General features: G+C 39.8%; 21 protein-coding genes. 4 read left to right on the plus strand and 17 right to left on the minus strand.

Annotated elements, in window-relative coordinates; all coding sequences use genetic code 11:
• Nucleotides 1-66: 66 nt before the first annotated feature.
• The 3 genes from C0966_RS07835 to deoD form a co-directional block, all read right to left on the minus strand.
• Complete coding sequence (locus tag C0966_RS07835) at nucleotides 67-1554, minus strand: S41 family peptidase (protein WP_425535939.1); 1488 nt, start codon at nucleotides 1552-1554, stop codon at nucleotides 67-69.
• Nucleotides 1555-1982: 428 nt separating this feature from the next.
• A complete protein-coding gene (locus tag C0966_RS07840; protein WP_274854719.1) occupies nucleotides 1983-2789 on the minus strand; it encodes a M15 family metallopeptidase in 807 nt (268 codons plus the stop codon).
• A gap of 153 nt (nucleotides 2790-2942) precedes the next feature.
• Nucleotides 2943-3647 (minus strand): purine-nucleoside phosphorylase, encoded by a 705-nt coding sequence (gene deoD / locus C0966_RS07845; RefSeq protein ID WP_274854720.1) that lies wholly within the window; start codon nucleotides 3645-3647, stop codon nucleotides 2943-2945.
• 157 nt (nucleotides 3648-3804) lie between these two features.
• On the opposite strand from deoD, the gene C0966_RS07850 reads away from it, so the two are divergent.
• Both C0966_RS07850 and C0966_RS07855 read left to right on the plus strand, forming a co-directional pair.
• The gene (locus tag C0966_RS07850) at nucleotides 3805-3927 is read left to right on the plus strand and encodes a hypothetical protein (RefSeq protein WP_004437064.1); all 123 of its coding nucleotides are present in this window, start codon (nucleotides 3805-3807) and stop codon (nucleotides 3925-3927) included.
• A gap of 14 nt (nucleotides 3928-3941) precedes the next feature.
• On the plus strand, nucleotides 3942-4085 hold the full coding sequence (locus C0966_RS07855; RefSeq protein WP_274854721.1) for a hypothetical protein: 144 nt from the start codon (nucleotides 3942-3944) through the stop codon (nucleotides 4083-4085).
• A gap of 160 nt (nucleotides 4086-4245) precedes the next feature.
• On the opposite strand, the gene C0966_RS07860 is transcribed toward C0966_RS07855, so the two are convergent.
• The 3 genes from C0966_RS07860 to C0966_RS07870 form a co-directional block, all read right to left on the minus strand.
• Nucleotides 4246-4554: a hypothetical protein gene (locus C0966_RS07860; RefSeq protein ID WP_274854722.1), complete on the minus strand. Its 309-nt coding sequence runs from the start codon at nucleotides 4552-4554 to the stop codon at nucleotides 4246-4248.
• A gap of 201 nt (nucleotides 4555-4755) precedes the next feature.
• Entirely contained in the window at nucleotides 4756-5526 is a 771-nt protein-coding gene (locus C0966_RS07865) for a sporulation protein (protein ID WP_274854723.1), read from the minus strand.
• Between the two features lie 160 nt (nucleotides 5527-5686).
• Complete coding sequence (locus tag C0966_RS07870) at nucleotides 5687-5860, minus strand: YozD family protein (RefSeq protein ID WP_274854724.1); 174 nt, start codon at nucleotides 5858-5860, stop codon at nucleotides 5687-5689.
• 142 nt (nucleotides 5861-6002) lie between these two features.
• On the opposite strand from C0966_RS07870, the gene C0966_RS07875 reads away from it, so the two are divergent.
• Complete coding sequence (locus C0966_RS07875; protein ID WP_274854725.1) at nucleotides 6003-6173, plus strand: hypothetical protein; 171 nt, start codon at nucleotides 6003-6005, stop codon at nucleotides 6171-6173.
• Nucleotides 6174-6184: 11 nt separating this feature from the next.
• Here the strand turns inward: C0966_RS07875 and C0966_RS07880 are convergent, their stop codons facing one another.
• The 10 genes from C0966_RS07880 to C0966_RS07925 form a co-directional block, all read right to left on the minus strand.
• Entirely contained in the window at nucleotides 6185-6871 is a 687-nt protein-coding gene (locus C0966_RS07880; protein WP_274854726.1) for a hypothetical protein, read from the minus strand.
• A 243-nt stretch (nucleotides 6872-7114) separates the two neighbouring features.
• The gene (locus tag C0966_RS07885) at nucleotides 7115-7336 is read right to left on the minus strand and encodes a YozE family protein (protein ID WP_274854728.1); all 222 of its coding nucleotides are present in this window, start codon (nucleotides 7334-7336) and stop codon (nucleotides 7115-7117) included.
• A 189-nt stretch (nucleotides 7337-7525) separates the two neighbouring features.
• The gene (locus C0966_RS07890; RefSeq protein ID WP_274854729.1) at nucleotides 7526-7810 is read right to left on the minus strand and encodes a YokU family protein; all 285 of its coding nucleotides are present in this window, start codon (nucleotides 7808-7810) and stop codon (nucleotides 7526-7528) included.
• A 38-nt stretch (nucleotides 7811-7848) separates the two neighbouring features.
• A complete protein-coding gene (gene ablA, locus C0966_RS07895) occupies nucleotides 7849-9276 on the minus strand; it encodes a lysine 2,3-aminomutase (RefSeq protein ID WP_274854730.1) in 1428 nt (475 codons plus the stop codon).
• A gap of 154 nt (nucleotides 9277-9430) precedes the next feature.
• Entirely contained in the window at nucleotides 9431-10825 is a 1395-nt protein-coding gene (locus tag C0966_RS07900; RefSeq protein ID WP_274854731.1) for a sigma-54 interaction domain-containing protein, read from the minus strand.
• Nucleotides 10826-10901: 76 nt separating this feature from the next.
• On the minus strand, nucleotides 10902-11756 hold the full coding sequence (ablB, locus tag C0966_RS07905; RefSeq protein WP_274854732.1) for a putative beta-lysine N-acetyltransferase: 855 nt from the start codon (nucleotides 11754-11756) through the stop codon (nucleotides 10902-10904).
• Nucleotides 11757-11801: 45 nt separating this feature from the next.
• Nucleotides 11802-13058 (minus strand): peptidase, encoded by a 1257-nt coding sequence (locus tag C0966_RS07910; protein ID WP_274854733.1) that lies wholly within the window; start codon nucleotides 13056-13058, stop codon nucleotides 11802-11804.
• Between the two features lie 36 nt (nucleotides 13059-13094).
• Nucleotides 13095-13754, minus strand: a complete 660-nt coding sequence (locus C0966_RS07915) for a 3-oxoacid CoA-transferase subunit B (RefSeq protein WP_274854734.1) — start codon at nucleotides 13752-13754, stop codon at nucleotides 13095-13097.
• Nucleotides 13733-14431, minus strand: coding sequence for a CoA transferase subunit A (locus C0966_RS07920; protein ID WP_274854735.1), 699 nt, complete (start codon nucleotides 14429-14431; stop codon nucleotides 13733-13735). Before C0966_RS07920 ends, C0966_RS07915 begins: the two co-directional genes overlap by 22 nt.
• On the minus strand, nucleotides 14432-15787 hold the full coding sequence (locus tag C0966_RS07925; RefSeq protein ID WP_274854736.1) for an aspartate aminotransferase family protein: 1356 nt from the start codon (nucleotides 15785-15787) through the stop codon (nucleotides 14432-14434).
• Between the two features lie 194 nt (nucleotides 15788-15981).
• Here C0966_RS07925 and C0966_RS07930 point away from each other — a divergent pair, with 194 nt between their 5' ends.
• Nucleotides 15982-16314 (plus strand): hypothetical protein, encoded by a 333-nt coding sequence (locus tag C0966_RS07930; protein WP_274854737.1) that lies wholly within the window; start codon nucleotides 15982-15984, stop codon nucleotides 16312-16314.
• A 235-nt stretch (nucleotides 16315-16549) separates the two neighbouring features.
• On the opposite strand, the gene C0966_RS07935 is transcribed toward C0966_RS07930, so the two are convergent.
• A complete protein-coding gene (locus C0966_RS07935) occupies nucleotides 16550-18016 on the minus strand; it encodes an NAD(P)/FAD-dependent oxidoreductase (protein WP_274854739.1) in 1467 nt (488 codons plus the stop codon).
• Nucleotides 18017-18071 lie beyond the last annotated feature (55 nt).

Here is an 18071-nt window from a genome sequence, read left to right on the forward strand (position 1 = left end):
ATAAGATCCGTTCGATAAATTGTTATTGTTGGAAGGTATCAGACCCTTATGAGTCAGACTCTTTGTTTAAGACCCCATTTGTTGTTTTAAAACTTCGACAGCTTTTTGTACTTGTGTATCATTTTTTTCAGTTTTTTCCCTGAGCCGCTCCATTAATATGAGTGTTGATTGGCCGGTTAATATTCCATTTGCTTCAAGTTTTTCATCTTTCTGGAATGAGATGACAGCCTGTTTTGTTTTTTCATCAAAAAATCCATCTTCACGGCCCGGATCATAACCGAGAGCTTTCAACATTTGTTGTGCTGCCTTTACTTGTGTAGACGCTGATGAAAGCTTCAGTTCCAGATCAGGATTAATATAAGGCAAGGAAGCATATTTAGGCAGGGCAACTTCATAATCAGGTTTTATGCCTTTTTCATGGATCCAGTTGCCTTTCGGTGTCAGCCATTTCTCCGTTGTAAATTTCATATTCGACCCGTCGGAAAAATCCTGGGCTCTCTGTACGGTTCCTTTACCGAACGACTTTTGGCCGACCAGCGGCACATTTGCTGATTCCTTTACAGCAGCGGCAAAAATTTCTGAAGCGCTGGCACTTCCCTGGTCAATGATGACCACAAGCGGAATATCCGGATTGTTATTATTTGATGCTTTCTGCTCTTGAATATTTCCCTTTCTGTCTTCGATTTTAAAGAGAACTTTTCCTTCAGGAACGAACAGGCTTGAAATTTTTACAGCCTGATCTAAAAGTCCTCCTGGATTTTGTCTTAAATCCAACACAAGGCCTTTCATTCCCTGCTTTTGAAGATCATTTAAAACATCGATAAGCTCTTTCGCTGTATTTTCCGAAAAACTCGTTATTTGTACTTTGGCAATCCCATCTTCCAGCATTTCGCCATAAACGGTCTCAAGAGGAATTGTGTCCCGAACAATCGGCATTTTAATCGGTTCATCGATTCCGGGGCGTTTGATCATTAATTCAACCTTTGTTCCTTTTTTGCCTCGGATTAAAGTGACAGCTTCCGTGGAGCTCATGCCTTGAAGGCTCTTCCCGTTTACAGAAACGACAATGTCATTCGGTTTTAATCCTGCTTTTTCTGCCGGAGAGCCTTTTAACGGCGAAACGATGACAATTTGTCCATCTTTTTCCTGGATTTCAGCCCCTATTCCTTCAAAAGACGAAGAAATACTTTGATGAAAACTCTCTGCTTCTTCCTCATTCATATAATCAGAATAAGGGTCTCCAAGTGATTCAAGCATTCCGTTTATTGCACCGTCTATAAGTTGCTGCTTATCAACTTCCTTATAATAGGATTCTTTAAGCGTATCATATGCTGTATACAACTTTTCAAACTCACTTCTTTCTGCACCGGCAGTCACTGCTTTCTCATTCCTGAATGCCAGGGAAAAAGTTGTAATTCCCGCAGTTAATAACACAGTGAAAAATAACAGCATGACAAAATGGAACTTCTTAATTCGAATAAATCCGGATTGATTCTCACTATTTTCTCGACTCGTTTTTTCTTGATCCAAACCCATCACCACTTTCATAACCATCAATAATTAGAATAACATTTTTATTTAATATTTTACAAAGAAATAATTGACGTCAAATGAACCAAGTTATATTTTACATAATTTCTGCAGTTAAACTAAGTAAGAGTTTACATAATACGGCATTATTGGTTATAAAGCATTTTTTGGCGGTTAGAACATCGATTTGACTCTGTTTTTCGATCAAACTTTTCATCAGCTTATTCGGATAATAAACGATATAGAAGAAGGTTTTTCCGATCCGTTAACCCAAGCTAAAGCAATGAACTTACCTTATTCCGGCGAAAAGAGGTGGAGGGTGTACTACAAACCCGATTGGATTCCCTAGACAAAGAGAATAAAAAAAGATTATCTAGGTAAAGATAACCACTTTCGACTCTCATAGAGGGTTAAATGAAGTTCGATCGCATTCGATCGAACTTCATTTAAACTTAAATTTTTTCAACGATATTAAAGTATTCTTCCAATGTTAAATTCTTTTCATAAATGATTTTTGCTGCTTTCATTCCAACATATCGAAAGTGCCACGGCTCGTACTGATAGCCTGTAATTGACTCTTTATCTTTTGGATAGCGAAGGATGAATCCAAATTTATGAGCATTTTTAGCAAGCCATATTCCTTCCGGAGTTGTTCCAAATTCTTCCGTAAGTTCTAAGTTTACGCTTTTGCTTGAAATATCGATGGCAAGTCCGGTCTGATGTTCACTTGTACCGGGAACGGCAACTGCCTGAACTGCTTTTTCCTTGCCGATTCGGTTAATTTCAGCGTGAAATAGATCTTCCTGCCTTTCATAGGAACGATAGCCGGATACGGCATATAATTCAATATTTTGTTTTTTTGCTTCTGCGAACATTTTTTCCAGCGCATCGGCAGCTTTTTTACGCAAATAGCTTTTTTCAATATTTTGATCTCCAAATGAAAATGCAACTTTCGGTCTTACTAAATCATTTGGGGCATACGTACTCGGGAGTGCAAATTGGTGATTTACAAGTGCCATGACATTGGCCGGATTTTGTATCACATACATTCCATTCACTTGTTTAATCTGATTAAAGTACTTTGCCTTAAGAGTAATTGAATTGTCCGATTGTCCGGGGTTTGAACCAATTTCATTTTTCAGTTGATTATTCTGTTCTTCTGCTGTTCCGTCCATTTTTTTAAAAAACGGAATATTCTCCAACTTGCTGCAACCAGCCAAAATCATACAGGTTCCTAAGATCAAAATCATTTTTTTCATATCATCCACCTGTCTAGTAAGTCATTGAAAATCATGCAATACCTATTTTAACATGACTCGTCAAGAAAACTAACATTGCAAAAAATTCCGAATAAAAGGCAAAAAAGATACCTGACATTTCAGGCATCTTTTCTAATCGCGTCAAGAAGTTGTTTACATTTTCACAGCAGCTTCCAATGCCACTTCAATCATATCATTAAATGTTGTCTGTCTTTCTTCTGCAGTTGTTTCTTCACCAGTTAAAATATGGTCGCTGACTGTCAGAACAGATAATGCTTTTCGTCCGAATTTTGCTGCAAGAGTATACAGTGCTGCAGTTTCCATTTCAATCGCTAAAATTTGATATTGCGCCCATTTTTCATGCTCTGCATTATCATTATAAAACATGTCCGCTGTAAATACATTCCCGACTTTTAAATTTAATCCTTTTTCGACTCCAACTTCGTAAGCGTTCTTTAATAATTCAAAGTTTGCTGTCGGTGCATAGTCGACGCCGCCAAATGTAATTCGGTTCATTTGTGAATCGGTCGATGCGCTCATTGCCAAAATGACATCCCGGACTTTCACATCTTTTTGAATCGCTCCGCATGTTCCGACGCGGATCAAATTTTGCACATTATAGCTTTGCATTAACTCATTTATATAGATTGAAATGGAAGGAACACCCATGCCTGTTCCTTGAACAGAAATGCGTTTACCTTTATAGGTGCCGGTATACCCGAACATATTTCGCACTTCATTATAGCAATGGGCATTTTCTAGAAAAGTTTCGGCAATATATTTTGCCCGCAAAGGGTCTCCGGGCAAAAGCACTGTTTCTGCTACTTCATTTTCTTTTGCGCCAATATGTATACTCATTTCCCTTAACCTCCAATTTTATGAAGTATTACCGCTATAAACCTTCACCAATTCAAACTATATCATATTCTTGTCAAGCTGAAAAATCTTACCTGGCGGCATGAGATCATTCGTTTAGGGGAAGCTAAAAGTAGCTTTATCAAAGGAGGGTTCAATCATGCCAAAGCAAAAAATGAGCAAAAAACTTGAACAGGCTGTAGAACACGCCAATCAAACAAATCCGTCCTCGAGAAGCAGGACAAAACCTGCTTCATCGAAAAGCGACAGAGAAAAACTATAAATCGGAGGAACACGATGGGAAAAAAGCATCGGAATCGAATTAACTCGCCTAAGAAAAATAATCATATCTCTGCTGAAGTGATTGTAGCCGAACATGAAGCACACGCGAAAGAACAAACAGCAACCGGAAGAAAAAATGGACCGGGCAATCATCAATAAGTGAGATTTTGTTAGTAAATCATGGGAGTGGTCGATATATCGTGAAAAGTGGTCGATAAATCATGAAAATTGGTCGATAAAAACCATATCCATGAGATTGATCGATTAAATTCAACAAAAAAACTGACCCAAAAGGATTTTTTGCCTTTTGGGTCGGACCTTATCGAATATGAATTCGATTTATTTTTTGCCAGCCACCCGGCTTCAGCTGGTAATAATGCTGCCCCTTTAACCCTTCATCAATTAATAATATATCACCTGTGCCTAAAAATCTTCCGTTGAAATCCGAAGGAATGGCATCCGGCACATTGAAAAGCATGAATGTCTCGTTAAGACAGTTTTCATGGTTTGTGCTTTCAACAGTTAACCGGTAAACTTGTCTGTAACCTTTATATTGCCTAAAAATAGGAGTCTGAAAAATGGTTACATCATACTCCTTTTGCCTTTTCCTCACAAGTTGTTTCAGCATCCTTTTCCCTCCATTTATCATCGAATTCATTTATCTTTATAGTTAGCGTTTGCTCATGTCGATTCCTTTATCTAAATAATTCTATTTTTGTCGATAAGTGATTTTTACCTATGTTTTTTTCTAGAAATTTGCGGTTCTAGTATAAAAAGTGCAAAAAAAAAAACGATGAAGCAACTGCTCCATCGCTTAAGCTCTATTTAATTACGAAAATCTTTGAATAACAGAAGAAATTTTTTGCTGCATGTTTGGTATATCGGATGGTGATACTGTTACCCTTACATTTGTTTCATCCATTTCCAGTGCTTCTGCAAGAAATCCTCCAAGCCCTCTCGCACGCCGGTCAACTTGCATGATTAAATCCATTGCACCGCCTGATGCAGGGAAAAAGACAAGCTCCAGCTCGTCCAGACGGCCCCTGAACGGCCCGGAAACAGGGACAAATTCAAATTCCTGAATAATCGGCAAACGCCGGCGCATTCGGAAAGGCGCTTCTTCACATTCTGCTTCTCGCAGCCTGAAACCAAGGTTTGAAACTGCCTGAAAAACAGCATTCATAACCGGGTTAGGCAGCACTTTAATAAAATCCTTATCTGTTGGGTCAACCGCATTCTTAATATCAAGTCCTGTTGAAATCCATATTTTAGTTTTTCCTGCTGTAATTGGAGTATCGTCCGGAAGCCTGAAAGAAAAAGGCATTATTTTTGTTTCATTTGGATGGATTGTAAATGATTCTGTAAGACGAAAACGATCAATAAGAGCTGTATCCGTAAATTTTTTGTCATCCACTTCTTTTATAAAAGTTGTATAAAGACTTAGGTATATTTCATCGATTTTCTGCTCGATGCTTCCGCCTCGAATTTCAACTGCTCCCCGCACTTCTTCTCCTGCTGTCAGCGTGTCTTTTTCAAGCTTTGTATCTACTGCTGCAGCTCCAATCCCGATACTGGCAAAAACCTTTTTAAAAATTGACACCCTCATTCACCTCTTTATTCATTTTCATTATGTATTTACGAACTTTCTCTGTGAAAGTTTCATCTAACTTTGAGAACGTTCCATAATCATTTTTTCATATGATAGATTTCCTCCAAAAAACGGTTTCAATGAAAATGACGGGTTTAGAACCCGTCATTTTTCAAAAGTCTTCAATCTCTTCATCGATAATGCACTTCTCCACTAAATATTCGAAGGTAATATCTGCAAGTTCCTCCAGTTCCACTTTAGAGGGAACGAATCCCCTTTTCAAAAGCTCCTGAAAGAAAAATTCTGCAATTTCCTCCGTATCGATAAATACTTCGATTTCTCTCACAGCATCGCCCCCTTTTTACAAAATGTATGTTGCTCATTCATTTTTCATGCAGGCATTGTAATTAAAAATCTTTCCGTAATAAGCATTTTTCAATCGGACAAGCATAAGCATGAATTATAGATCTTACATTGGAGGTTATTCTATGGCGCGTTTGAGGGATTTGACAGAAAAATTTAGGGAAGATGTTAATCAGGAAGACAGTAAACTAATTGAAGCTTTTGGAAAAATTACTGATCTTCTTTTCAAATTCACCATTTTGCTAGGATTGCCGTTTCTTTGTTACGTATTCATACAGTTTCATTCATTGTTCTAACGCGTTGCTTTTCAATCGCCTTTTACGATCATTTCCAGCTTTCGAATCACTACCCGCATCACTTGTTCATATTCTTTGTCATGAAACATTTCGTATAAACTACGGTAATCGTTATAAATATCAAGTAAGCCGTCGATCAATTCTTTTCGCTCGTATTTTTTCTTTAAGTATTCCTTTTCGCCTTTGCGGAACGAATTTTTCGTTTCCGGCTTTTTTTGAGCAAGAAGGTCTGGTTGTTTATTCACGTATGACAATAGACCTAGCTTTTGAATAAAAGTATCCGCACTTTCTGCGTCAGCCACAAGGGTAAGCTCATCCTCACCGGCTTCCAGCCATTCTCCATCACTGACCCTCGATAATTCGTATATCACGTCTTCCCATGCATTGTCTTTGTATCGCCAAATTTCTGTCCGGAAGCCGACGACCTTAAATAATTCTGCTCCGTACCCTTTAACATGGACAAGGTCGCCAAATAAATACTTATAATCTATATCAATATGTTCTTTTTCAATTATTTCTCCTTCATATTCAGAAAGCTCTTGCAAGCTGGATTCCATATATAAACCTTCGCTGTTATTAATTTCATAAACATACACTCCGCTTAAGTATTTTACATCTGTTACTTTTCCAACCGTTCCATATATTGTGATCACGACCGTATCACCGATTTTATATTTTGGTTTTTCTTGTTTGTCCATATCCTCCATCCTCTCAATGATTAGTCGTGAATAATTCTTATCATAATATATGCGAGGAGAAATAAATCGCCAATTATAAAAAGCATGAAAAAATCGCCTTTTTTTAATAAGGCGATGTGATGTTGGAAGTTCATCGAACGATTATAAACTTTTATTTCATTTGCCTGCTGTTACACCTTTCACAAGCACTGTTGCTGTTTTGCCGGGTTTGACCTATTTTCTTTTAATAATACGTTCATACCTCTATCCTTCTGACAATACGTATAATTCCCACGCTTCATCAAACGTTGACATGCTGTCCAAATAGTGGCCATTCAATTCTAAATACGAACTTATTTCATCGTAATCGGCAGATCCTTTCGGAAAGCTGTGATCTTCATACGCATGGTTAGCGAATTTGCTAATCTCATCTTTCGGCTCCGGATGCCGGTATTTCATAAGAAAATGATAAAATGATTTTGCCATGTTAAACTCCTGCCTGTAAAAAAATTTAAAATGTCGAAGACTTTACCTAATCAATATGATGATAATAAAAAAATTGTGAAATTCTGATAACTTTTATGGTTCATACTATAAACGATTCCTCGCCCTTTAGTCCAACATAATATAAAAGTTTCAAACAAAAAACAACCCTTTTTGGGGTTGCTAAAAATTTTATGATAAAAAATCGAAATAATTTCTTTTTAACAGTTTCGGCATGTTCATCAGTTCATGATAAGTGACCGATTTACCGAGAAGCCGGGTATTGATGATAAACAATTGGTTCTCAATTTCTTTTACGGTATCGTCCGACTGATACACCATTTGACAATCATGGCAAGAAATTGACGGAGTTTCACTGATTTCAATCGCCTTTGTTCCATCAGGCAGTTCCCAATAAACTTTCGTTTTTTCCTTAGTAATGTTCTTACTTTGGCACCATAAACAATTTTCTTCCATTCCGAACCCTCCCATCATAAAATTTTTCCATCAAACGATTAGTTCGCATCTTCATTCGTTTTGCTTTCCCCGCTTTTTTTACTATATTTTGCTTGTTGGGAAAGGAACTTTTTCTCCTTTAATTCATCTCTCTTTTCCCGCTTGTCTTTCAGTGAAGCATGAAGAGGATCCTGTTCATAGCTCTTTCTTCGGTTCAGACGGGTAAGCCCTTCCGGTACAAGATTAAACTGGGCGTCATTCATTAATCCAGCGATTCCATGATGAGACCTTTTCTCTTCCATATCCGGATAAATCTCCTTAAAATAATCTTCGGCACGGCCGGGAACATAATTTTCCGGTTCCGGATATGTGGTAATCACACCTTCAAAATTGCGCAGAACTACTTTTTCGGCGCTTTGCGAAATTAAATAATTCGGCTGCAGCCCGATTTTTCCCCCACCACCAGGTGCGTCGATGACAAAAGTCGGCACGGCATAACCAGAAGTGTGACCTCTTAAGCCTTCGATAATTTCCAGTCCTTTTGAAACCGGTGCACGGAAATGGCCGATTCCCTCGGATAAGTCGCACTGGTAAATATAGTATGGCCGTACTCGGATCATGACCAGGTCGTGCATCAATTTTTTCATAATCGGCACACTGTCATTTATTCCTGCCAAAATAACCGCTTGGTTGCCGACCGGCACCCCGGCATCAGCCAGCATTTCACACGCTTTTTTCGATTCTTCCGTGATTTCAATAGATGTATTAAAATGTGTATTCAGCCAAATTGGATGGTATTTTTTTATAATGCTGCAAAGGTTTTCTGTAATCCGCTGCGGAAAGACTACAGGTGCCCTCGTACCGATGCGAATAATTTCCACATGATCAATCGCGCGCAAATTTTTCAAAATATATTCGAGGATTGTATCATTAATAAGCAGGCCATCACCACCGGATATGAGAACGTCTCTCACTTCAGGAGTCCGCTTGATGTAATCAATCGCTGCATCAAGCTGCTTCTTAGGCACACCCATGCCGATTTGTCCGGAAAACCTTCTCCTTGTACAGTAGCGGCAGTACATGGAACATTGATTTGTTACCAAAAACAATACGCGGTCCGGATAGCGGTGGGTCAAACCTGGAGCAGGGGAATCTTCATCTTCGTGCAATGGATCCTCTAAATCATACTTTGTTTTATAGATTTCCTTTGAAATAGGCACGGACTGCATTCTAATCGGGCAGCGCGGATCATCGGGATTCATTAAAGAAGCATAATATGGGGTAATATTTAACGGGATTGTTTTCGCTGAGATACGAACTCCCTCTTCTTCATCAGGTGTAAGGTTAATCACCTTTTTTAAATCATCGAGCGTCCTGATCGTGTTTGTGAGCTGCCAAATCCAATCATTCCACTGTTCGTCTGTTACATTTTTCCATAGTTCAATTTCTTTCCAATGCCTTTTCGGTTTATATAATGTTTGTTTCATTTTCATTCCTCCCAAACCACTTTACCTATTAACACATGCAAGTTTTATGCCAACTTTATAAATATCCTTATTCCATGCTTTGATACTGAGAAGAATTTGTTTTCATCTGTCATATGGATCGGTTGTTTAGGGGATTTCGAAAAAAAAGCGCCGATTATTCAGCACCTGTAAGAGAAAATTTTTGCAGCTTATATTGTAAAGTTTGCCGGGGAATTCCGAGCAATCGAGCAGCTTGTTTGATATTGCCTGCTGCATCGGTCATCGCTTTTTTAATCAGCTCCATTTCCAGCTGTTGTACATTTTCACGCAAAGAATAACCTTTTTCAAAAGAATAAGAGGCGAACTGCTGTTTTAACATAGCAGGGAATTCATCTTTTGTAAGATATTCCTCTTCACAAATATTCATCATATATTCTACAGTATGCTTCAATTCCCGTACGTTTCCCGGCCATTCGTATGAGGCAAATAAATTTGTTACTTCCCTATCGGCACCTTTTACGGCTTTATTCAGCACTTTGTTGTAGAAATCGATAAAGTGCCTTGTTAAATACATAATATCTTCCGGTCTTTCCCTTAATGGAAGAAGTCCAAATGCAAGCACATTTAGCCTGTAAAATAAATCTGAACGAAGTTTTTCTTTTTCCATAGCAAGTCGCGGATGGATATTCATGGCTGCAATTACCCGTGTATTGACCGGTATCGTGTTCGCCCCGCCGATCCTCCTCACCGAACCTTCTTCGAGCACCCGGAGCAATTTCGCTTGGAGTTCGATCGGCATTGTATGAAGTTCATCCAGGAATAATGTTCCCCCATCAGCTAATTCAAATAGACCGGGTCTGTCAACAGCCCCCGTATAGCTGCCTTTTGCTGTACCGAATAAAACGCTTTCAAGAAGCGTTTCAGGAATCGCGGCACAGTTTTGAGCGATAAATGGTCCCTTAGCCCGCCTTGAAGCATGGTGAATGCCCTGGACAAACAATTCCTTTCCCGTACCGCTTTCGCCATACACTAAAATTGGAGAATCCGAGCTTGCTAATTTTATTGCTTCGTCTTTTATTTTTTGAAAATTGGGGTTTTTCGTCAGCAAATTTTCAAAAGTAAACTTTACACTATTACTTTTTTGCTTTTTTTCGGCGGGTCTTTTGATCTCTCTTTGCAAATCAAGGAGCCGTTCCGACAATAGCTTTAATCTTGAGTAGTCTTTGGCAATTTCAACAGCGCCAATCATTTTTCCGTCCACAATGATCGGCAATGTCGTATTGATCGTTTCGATTCTTTTTCCGTGCATATTTACATAACTTTGAGTCTGGTTATAGATTGGTTTCATTGTTTTTGTTACTTTTAACAATGTACTTGTTTTTTCATTTAATGATGGAAAAATTTCAAGAAGAGGCTTGCCAATGACTTCATCGATTTCAAGACCGTCATGCTTAGCTGCCACCCCGTTGTAAAAGATCGTTATTCCTTCTATGTCGACAACGTGTATTCCTTCGTCAATGCTTTTTAAGATTGCTCCCAGTACTTCTTTCGTCATATTCATTCCGTGCATTTTGTTCACCATCCCAATACAATCATATGAGACAGTGCCGAACATTAGTCATGTTGATGCCGGAAATTCAGCACTTTTATGAAATTGACAAGTTTTTGCACCAAACATTCATGTCTTCCAGCTTATCAAATATATAGCAATTATTTATCAGCCTTCCCCTGTACGTATAGCCAAGCTGATGAAATGCAGCATTCATTCCGACCGAAAGTGCTCTCGCAATTGTATAGACGTGGAAAATTCCGTTTGATTTCAACTCTTCTTCAAGTTTTTGAAGCAGAATTTTCATTAATCCGTGTTTGCGATGTTCTTTAAGCGTAGCGCAATCCGTTAATTCCGCATTTTTGTAGATTGGCTGCACTTCAGCGGAAGCAGCACTGACAATTTTTCCATTGAAGCGAAAGCAATAATACACCGTTCCGTCCCTTATTGTTTTCTTAATATATTCGGGATCATGCAATGGTGTTGGATACACTTCAAATACATCTTTATACAATTTTGCAAGCGCATTCGCATCCGTTTTCCGAACTTTTTGAAGGACATATTCCTTTGGAGGCGCCGCTTGCTGTAATTGCCGTTCCAAAGAAGCAACATGTTGGACGATTTCATCTTCTTTTATCCAATGATTTGACCTTTTTCGTTCGTCTGTAAAATATTTTGTAAATACATATGCATCAGATCCGAGAAAGTAACGGTCAATGACAGCTTCAAGTTGAAAACAAGATTTTAGCAGATTCGTAAAATCTTCGCGTCTTGCTTTAATAATCAATTTTTCTGCCTTCTTTTCCGTTGAAAGTGTTTCAGCTTTTTGTAAAACTTCATAAATATTGCCTGCATAATCATCCACTCTGAGCCGTTTATTAAATGGGTCAACATATGCCTCAATCGCATAATTTTCACTGTCTAGTCTTAGAACATGGGACGTATCGTTCAAGCCCGCACCTCCTTTCTATCTGTTTTATCCCCGAAGTCACTTATCTTAGCTGATTTCGCACCATTTCAGTAAAGTTAAGGCAATTATTTCAGCAGTTTCAAACATATCCTCTAAAACGATGTATTCATTTACATCATGCGCTGCCTTTGTCACTCCCGGACCAAAAACAACTACAGGAGTTTGGCCGACATTTGACAGAATGCCTCCGTCTGTTCCCCATGGAGAGGCTTCGATCACAGGTTTTGATTTTTTTACGATCTCAAAGCTTTCAGAGATGACTGAAATAAGGGGATGATCCGCTTCTAAGTTTCCTGGCAGCCACTTTCCTCCAAACCATTCAATCGTTAAAGGATGATCAGCAAACCATGCATCGGTTTCAGCTAATTCTTCAAGACTTGCAATCATTTCTTTTTTGGCCTCTTCCAACGTTTCGGCTGGTCCAACACCCATTCTTCCTTCTAGCAGTGCGATATCCGGAACAGATGACGGCCATTGTCCGCTTTGAATTTTTCCAATATTAATCGGGATCGGGATTGGAATGCTTTCGTAAAGAGGATCTGTTATTCGTTTATTTCGCTTGGTCTCAAGTTCTTCTAGCTTTTTAATGACTGCCATCGATTTTTCAATCGCATTGACACCTTCATATCTCGTTCCACCGTGTGCAGATCTCCCTTTCACTGTAATTCGGAACCACATCGATCCTTGCTGTTTAGGAAACAGTTTCATATTTGTAGGTTCAGGAATAATCGCCCCGTCAGCTTTATATCCTCGTAAAACGGCAGCAAGTGTGCCGGCCCCTCCGCTCTCTTCTTCAATGACACTTTGAAAAATAACATCTCCTTTTAGCTTTATTCCCGAAGAAATAATGGCCTCCAATGCAAGAAGCATGGCAACAGTTCCGCCTTTCATGTCCGTTGCACCCCTGCCATAAAGTTTCCCTTCTTCAATGTGCCCGCTAAAAGGGTCATTTTTCCAGTCATTTCTGTCTCCCGGCGGAACAACGTCGATATGGCTGTTTAAAATCATTGACTTTCCTCCACCGCTCCCTTTTAAAACACCAACCACATTTGGATTTCCCGAAAAATCCTTTCGGTCGGAGCAAAAATCAGGATGGTTCACCAATTTCTCTTCGCCAATTTCCCATATATCAAGCGAAAATCCGAGCCGTCTGCATTTTTCGATGACTATGGCTTGCGCACGGCTTTCATTTCCTCTCATGCTGTCTTCCTGAACGAGTTTTTGCAGCAATTTGATGCCTTTAACTCTATTTTCTTTTAACCACAGCTTTATCTTCTCTTCCATATTTACCTCCCTTTCTTCATGAAATAAATAAAGCAGCTAGATTTGTATGAGTTGCTCACTGATTCTGAACGTACAGCCTGTATGTCGTTTTACATCGTCAATTGTGAAAGGAGCAAAAATTTCGGTGAGCAGCAAATGTTCTTTTTTCACTTGAAATACTGCTATCTCGGTAATAATCAAATCAATGCATCGTCTGGAGGTTAATGGAAGTGTACATGTTTCTACGATTTTGGGTTGTCCGTTTTTATCCGTATGGCTCATTACGACGATGACTGTTTTTGCTTTTTGGGCAAGGTCCATTGCTCCCCCCATTCCCGGAACTTTTTTCCCGGGTACGATCCAATTTGCAAGATCGCCTTGGCTGCTCACCTGCAATGCTCCTAGAACAGTCATATCGATTCTTCCTTTCCTGATCATTCCAAAAGCAACGGCGCTGTCGCAATAAGATGCGCCCTGGATAATGGAAACCGGAAATCCTCCGGCGTTGCATAAATTTTCGTCTTCCATGCCTTTTTGCGGGGATGGTCCCATTCCGACGATACCGTTTTCTGCATGGAACATGACGTGGATGTCATCCGGCAAATGATCAGGGATTAAAGAAGGAATGCCAATCCCCAGGTTTACAACCATACCATTTTTTATTTCTTTCGCTGCCCTCTTTGCAATCCGGTTTCTTATATCTGTTCCCATGCCCATTTCCAATTCACCCCTCCGGAAGGTATGATAAAATCGACAAACACGCCCGGCGTAACAATTTCTTCCGGATGTAAACTCCCTAATGGAACGATTTCTTCAGCCTCAACGATTGTAATGTCACCGGCCATTGCGACGAGTGGATTTGTGTTTCGAGCACTTTTGTCATAAATTAAATTTCCATACGGATCGGCTTTTTTGGCATAAACAATTGAGACTTCCGCTGTCAGCGCGGTTTCTACCAAGAATTCCTTTCCATTTATCCGGACTTTTTCTTTGTCTTTTGTAACCAGCTCATTATCCATGCCAATATCGGTTAATATTGCCGCAATTCCTACTCCGCCGGCACGGATCCTTTCGGCCAGCGTTCCTTGCGGCGAAAATTCTACCTCTAATTCACCTGCATTCATCATTTGGCCGGCGATTGGATTTGAACCAATATGTGAGGCAATTACTTTCTTTGCACGTCCTTGACTGACAATTTTTCCGATGCCGATATAGGGAAACCCTGTATCGTTCCCAATTAATGTTAAGTCCTTGACTCCTTTTTCAAGAATTCCATCAATTAATGTCGGCGGTGAGCCGACCCCGCCGAAACCGCCAAACATAATGGTCATGCCATCATAAAAATACTTTAAAACTTTTTCAAGCGTCGTAATTTTGCCGAAAGGGTTTTCCATTTAAACGCCCCCTTCCATCATCGGTTGCAGAACTCTTTGATTCAAATGATCAAGGGAAGTTTGAAGAAGGCTGACCAATTCATCGATTTCCTTCATAGTAATCGTAAGTGGCGGAGCAATCAGTATGGCATCTCCATTTATTCCATCCGTCCCGGCAGCAGCTGGATACAACAGCAAACTGTTTTCCTGGGCAATTTCGATCAGCGACTGTGTCAGTCTGGCGGTTCGCGGAAAAGGAGTTTTTTGTGAATCTTTGACGAATTCAAGACCTATTAGTAAGCCTTTTCCCCGAACGTCTCCAATGAAGGGAAATTTATTTTGAAGTTTTTTCAGCTTTTTAAATAAGTAGACGCTTTTCTGCTCTACACCTTCGATCAATTTGTTTTTTTCAATATAGTCAAGAACGGAAAGCGATACTGCACAAGATTGGGGGTTGGCGCTTAACGTGTGGCCGCTCATTATCATTTTGGAACCGTTTACAATTGTTTTGATGATTTTTTCACTCACGAGCGCTGCTGCAATAGGGGTGTACCCGGCTCCCATCCCTTTGCCCAAGGCGATCAAATCCGGAATGATGCCCCAATGTTCGCATGCAAACATTTTTCCCGTTCTTCCAAACCCGGTCATCACTTCATCTGCAATAAAAAGAATATCGTTTTTCTCGCAAATTACTTTGATCATTTTGTAATAGCCTTCTGGAGGTGAAATCGCACCGCCAGCAGCTCCAATAACGGGCTCTGCAATAAAAGCTGCGATTTGATCAGCACCAATTCGGTGGATGGCAGTTTCGAGCTCTTTTGCACATAAATAACCGCATTCAGGGGCTGTCAGATTGTAAGGGCACCGGTAGCAATAAGGGGGATGAATCGTTGGAAAATCCTCAAGCAGCGGAACGAACCTCGCCCTTCTGGCGGTATGTCCCGACATCGATAGTGCTCCGAGGGTAATTCCATGGTAGCTGAGCCATCTTGACAATACTTTTGTTTTTGTGTGAATCCCTTTTTCCTGCCAATATTGGATTGCAATTTTCATTGCTGTTTCGGTTGCTTCGGAACCGCTGTTCACAAAAAAACACCATTTTAAGTCGCCAATGGAGTTTTCAGCAATTTTCCTTGCTAAATTTTCGGCTGCTTCACTCGTAAATTGGGACCGATAGACGAATGATACTTTTTTCGCTTGTTCGTGCATTGCCTCGATAATTTCTTCCACTCCATGGCCAATATTGGCGGTGACAGCTCCTGAAGACGCATCTAAATATTTTTTTCCTTGCTTATCATATAAGAACACACCTTTGCCATAATCAATCATAGGATATTGGTCATCCAAAGAAGGTTTAATCAAGAAAGACGGATCCATGTCCTTTCCACTCCATTCATACTAGAAACGTTTCCAAGAAAATTGAGCAATTACTAAATTGTATGAAATGGAAGATTGAATCTTTCATAAACAAAGAAAAAAACAGCGTACATAAGCTTTTTAACTCTGATAATGGAAATACATTTCTTAAGAATTTGAAATGAGTTATACTACCTTATAGGGAGGTGAAAAAGATGGCACAAGAACGTTTTGACAAAATGGAAGAAATGCTTGCCACATTGATTTCCATGGTCGGGAACATTAATGATAAACAAAATCAAATGGGCGAAAAGTTGGACAGAATAGAGAACAGGCTCGACAAAGTGGAAGAAAGACTTGACAAGGTGGAAGAAAAACTTGACAAAGTGGAAGAAAGACTTGGCAAGCTTGAGGACGGCCAAAAATCGATGCGGGATGAAATTAAGGCAAAGTTAAAAGATATGCAAGCCGACCAGGATCATATTTGGGAAAAAGCCGCAAAAAATGAAAGGGAGCTTGCAAAATTAAAAATTCACCTTCAGCTTTAACCCCCTCAAAAATTTCTGCGCGTGTTCATAGTAACGTCCACTGAAATCATCCCTACTAACTGGTCTTTGTCTTTTAAAACCATTGTAACGGAAACTAAATGTTTAGGAAAACGGGAAAAACTTTAATGTCTCTTCCAGAAAGTCTTATGTTATTTCAAAATCTTGCTCATTAATTATTATGCAAAAATCACTCCCATTCATTACGGGAGTGATCTCTTATTTCTATATTGTTCTTTTATACGAATGCCGGCTCTTTGCGTCCTGATTGCTTCATTTTTTCAACAATATCCCGGGCAATCCAGACACCGCACGCACTTGCCTGCGCCAGCCCTCTCGTAATCCCTGCTCCGTCTCCTCCAACATACAGGCCGCTTATTTCCGTTTCAAATCGGTCATTTAATTTCGGGCGAGCAGAATAAAATTTCGCTTCTACACCATAGAACAAAGTATGTTCAGATGCGATGCCCGGCGTAACGTGGTTCAATGCTTCTGTCATTTCGATCAAACTTTTTAGCGTGTTATACGGCAAAACAAGGCCAAGGTCGCCAGGAACGGCTTCCTTGAGCGTAGGTTCAATGAAGCCTTCTTTAATTCTTTTCTCCGTTGATCTTCTTCCTTTTAAAAGATCTCCGTACTTTTGTACAATAATTCCGCCGTTTGATAAGCTGTTTGCCAAGCGGGAAATTTCATGTGCGTATTCATTCGGCTTATCAAATGGTTCAGAAAATGTATGGGAAACAAGAAGTGCAAAGTTCGTATTTTTACTTCCCAATTTCGGGTCTCTAAAAGCGTGGCCATTTGCCAGCATCGTTCCGGAATGATTCTCTACCACGACATGGCCGGAAGGATTGCTGCAAAATGTCCGTACTTTTGTTCCAACCGATGTATTAAACACAAATTTCCCTTCATACAAGTGCTCGTTAATCTCTTCCATGACGATATCGGAAGTCTCTACACGGACTCCAATATCGACCTGGTTGTTGATCATTTTCAACCGGCGTGATTTTAACAGCTGAGCCAGCCATTTGGAACCGTCGCGTCCCGGCACAATGACTACTTTTTCTGCGGTAATCTTTTCGCCATTTTTAAGCTGGATTCCGTTCACTTTCCAGCCTTCCGCTGTTTTCTCTGTTAATAAATCCTCTACTTCTGTTTTAAAAGCCATGTCAACTTTTTCTTTTAAGTATTCAAAGATGCTTTTTAATATCTCCAAGTTATGTTCTGTGCCTAAATGGCGCACTTGTGCTCTTAGCAGCTTTAATCCTGCTGCATATGCGCGGCGTTCAATTTCTTTTACTTTATCTGTCATAGGATCGGTAATATTTGTTGTTGCACCGTGCTGTAAATTGATTTCATCCACATATTTAATCAACTCAACTACTTTTGATTCAGGAAGATAGTCCGTCATCCAGCCGCCGAATTCACTTGTAATGTTAAATTTTCCGTCTGAGTACGCACCTGCTCCCCCGAAACCATTTGTGATCGAGCAGGCAGGCAAGCATCCTGCAAAGTCTTTTTTTCCTGCCGGCGGCGGGCATTTTTCAATTTTCCTTTGAAGGATCGGGCAATTTCTCCTATATATATCATGTCCTTTATCAACAAGCAAAACGTTTGCTTCAGGCATTTTTAAAGTCAGTTCATAACATGCAAAAATTCCGGCCGGACCTGCGCCGACAACAATTACATCATAATTTTCTTTCACAGGTTTATACCCCCATGCATTCCTTTATTTTCGGTTTTTCTTTTACCATTGGTTA

It is taken from the genome of Bacillus methanolicus, from assembly GCF_028888695.1.
Classification (GTDB): Bacteria; Bacillota; Bacilli; order Bacillales; family Cytobacillaceae; genus Bacillus_Z; species Bacillus_Z methanolicus_B.

What these genes read in the sequence shown, in the direction of transcription:
- C0966_RS07835 (WP_425535939.1), bottom strand. Translation starts at nt 1,554, where the DNA reads ATGGTTATGAAAGTGGTGATGGGTTTGGATCAAGAAAAAACGAGTCGA.
- C0966_RS07840 (WP_274854719.1), bottom strand. Translation starts at nt 2,789, where the DNA reads ATGAAAAAAATGATTTTGATCTTAGGAACCTGTATGATTTTGGCTGGT.
- deoD (WP_274854720.1), bottom strand. Translation starts at nt 3,647, where the DNA reads ATGAGTATACATATTGGCGCAAAAGAAAATGAAGTAGCAGAAACAGTG.
- C0966_RS07850 (WP_004437064.1), top strand. Translation starts at nt 3,805, where the DNA reads ATGCCAAAGCAAAAAATGAGCAAAAAACTTGAACAGGCTGTAGAACAC.
- C0966_RS07855 (WP_274854721.1), top strand. Translation starts at nt 3,942, where the DNA reads ATGGGAAAAAAGCATCGGAATCGAATTAACTCGCCTAAGAAAAATAAT.
- C0966_RS07860 (WP_274854722.1), bottom strand. Translation starts at nt 4,554, where the DNA reads ATGCTGAAACAACTTGTGAGGAAAAGGCAAAAGGAGTATGATGTAACC.
- C0966_RS07875 (WP_274854725.1), top strand. Translation starts at nt 6,003, where the DNA reads ATGGCGCGTTTGAGGGATTTGACAGAAAAATTTAGGGAAGATGTTAAT.
- C0966_RS07880 (WP_274854726.1), bottom strand. Translation starts at nt 6,871, where the DNA reads ATGGACAAACAAGAAAAACCAAAATATAAAATCGGTGATACGGTCGTG.
- C0966_RS07885 (WP_274854728.1), bottom strand. Translation starts at nt 7,336, where the DNA reads ATGGCAAAATCATTTTATCATTTTCTTATGAAATACCGGCATCCGGAG.
- C0966_RS07890 (WP_274854729.1), bottom strand. Translation starts at nt 7,810, where the DNA reads ATGGAAGAAAATTGTTTATGGTGCCAAAGTAAGAACATTACTAAGGAA.
- ablA (WP_274854730.1), bottom strand. Translation starts at nt 9,276, where the DNA reads ATGAAACAAACATTATATAAACCGAAAAGGCATTGGAAAGAAATTGAA.
- C0966_RS07900 (WP_274854731.1), bottom strand. Translation starts at nt 10,825, where the DNA reads ATGCACGGAATGAATATGACGAAAGAAGTACTGGGAGCAATCTTAAAA.
- C0966_RS07910 (WP_274854733.1), bottom strand. Translation starts at nt 13,058, where the DNA reads ATGGAAGAGAAGATAAAGCTGTGGTTAAAAGAAAATAGAGTTAAAGGC.
- C0966_RS07915 (WP_274854734.1), bottom strand. Translation starts at nt 13,754, where the DNA reads ATGGGCATGGGAACAGATATAAGAAACCGGATTGCAAAGAGGGCAGCG.
- C0966_RS07920 (WP_274854735.1), bottom strand. Translation starts at nt 14,431, where the DNA reads ATGGAAAACCCTTTCGGCAAAATTACGACGCTTGAAAAAGTTTTAAAG.
- C0966_RS07925 (WP_274854736.1), bottom strand. Translation starts at nt 15,787, where the DNA reads ATGGATCCGTCTTTCTTGATTAAACCTTCTTTGGATGACCAATATCCT.
- C0966_RS07930 (WP_274854737.1), top strand. Translation starts at nt 15,982, where the DNA reads ATGGCACAAGAACGTTTTGACAAAATGGAAGAAATGCTTGCCACATTG.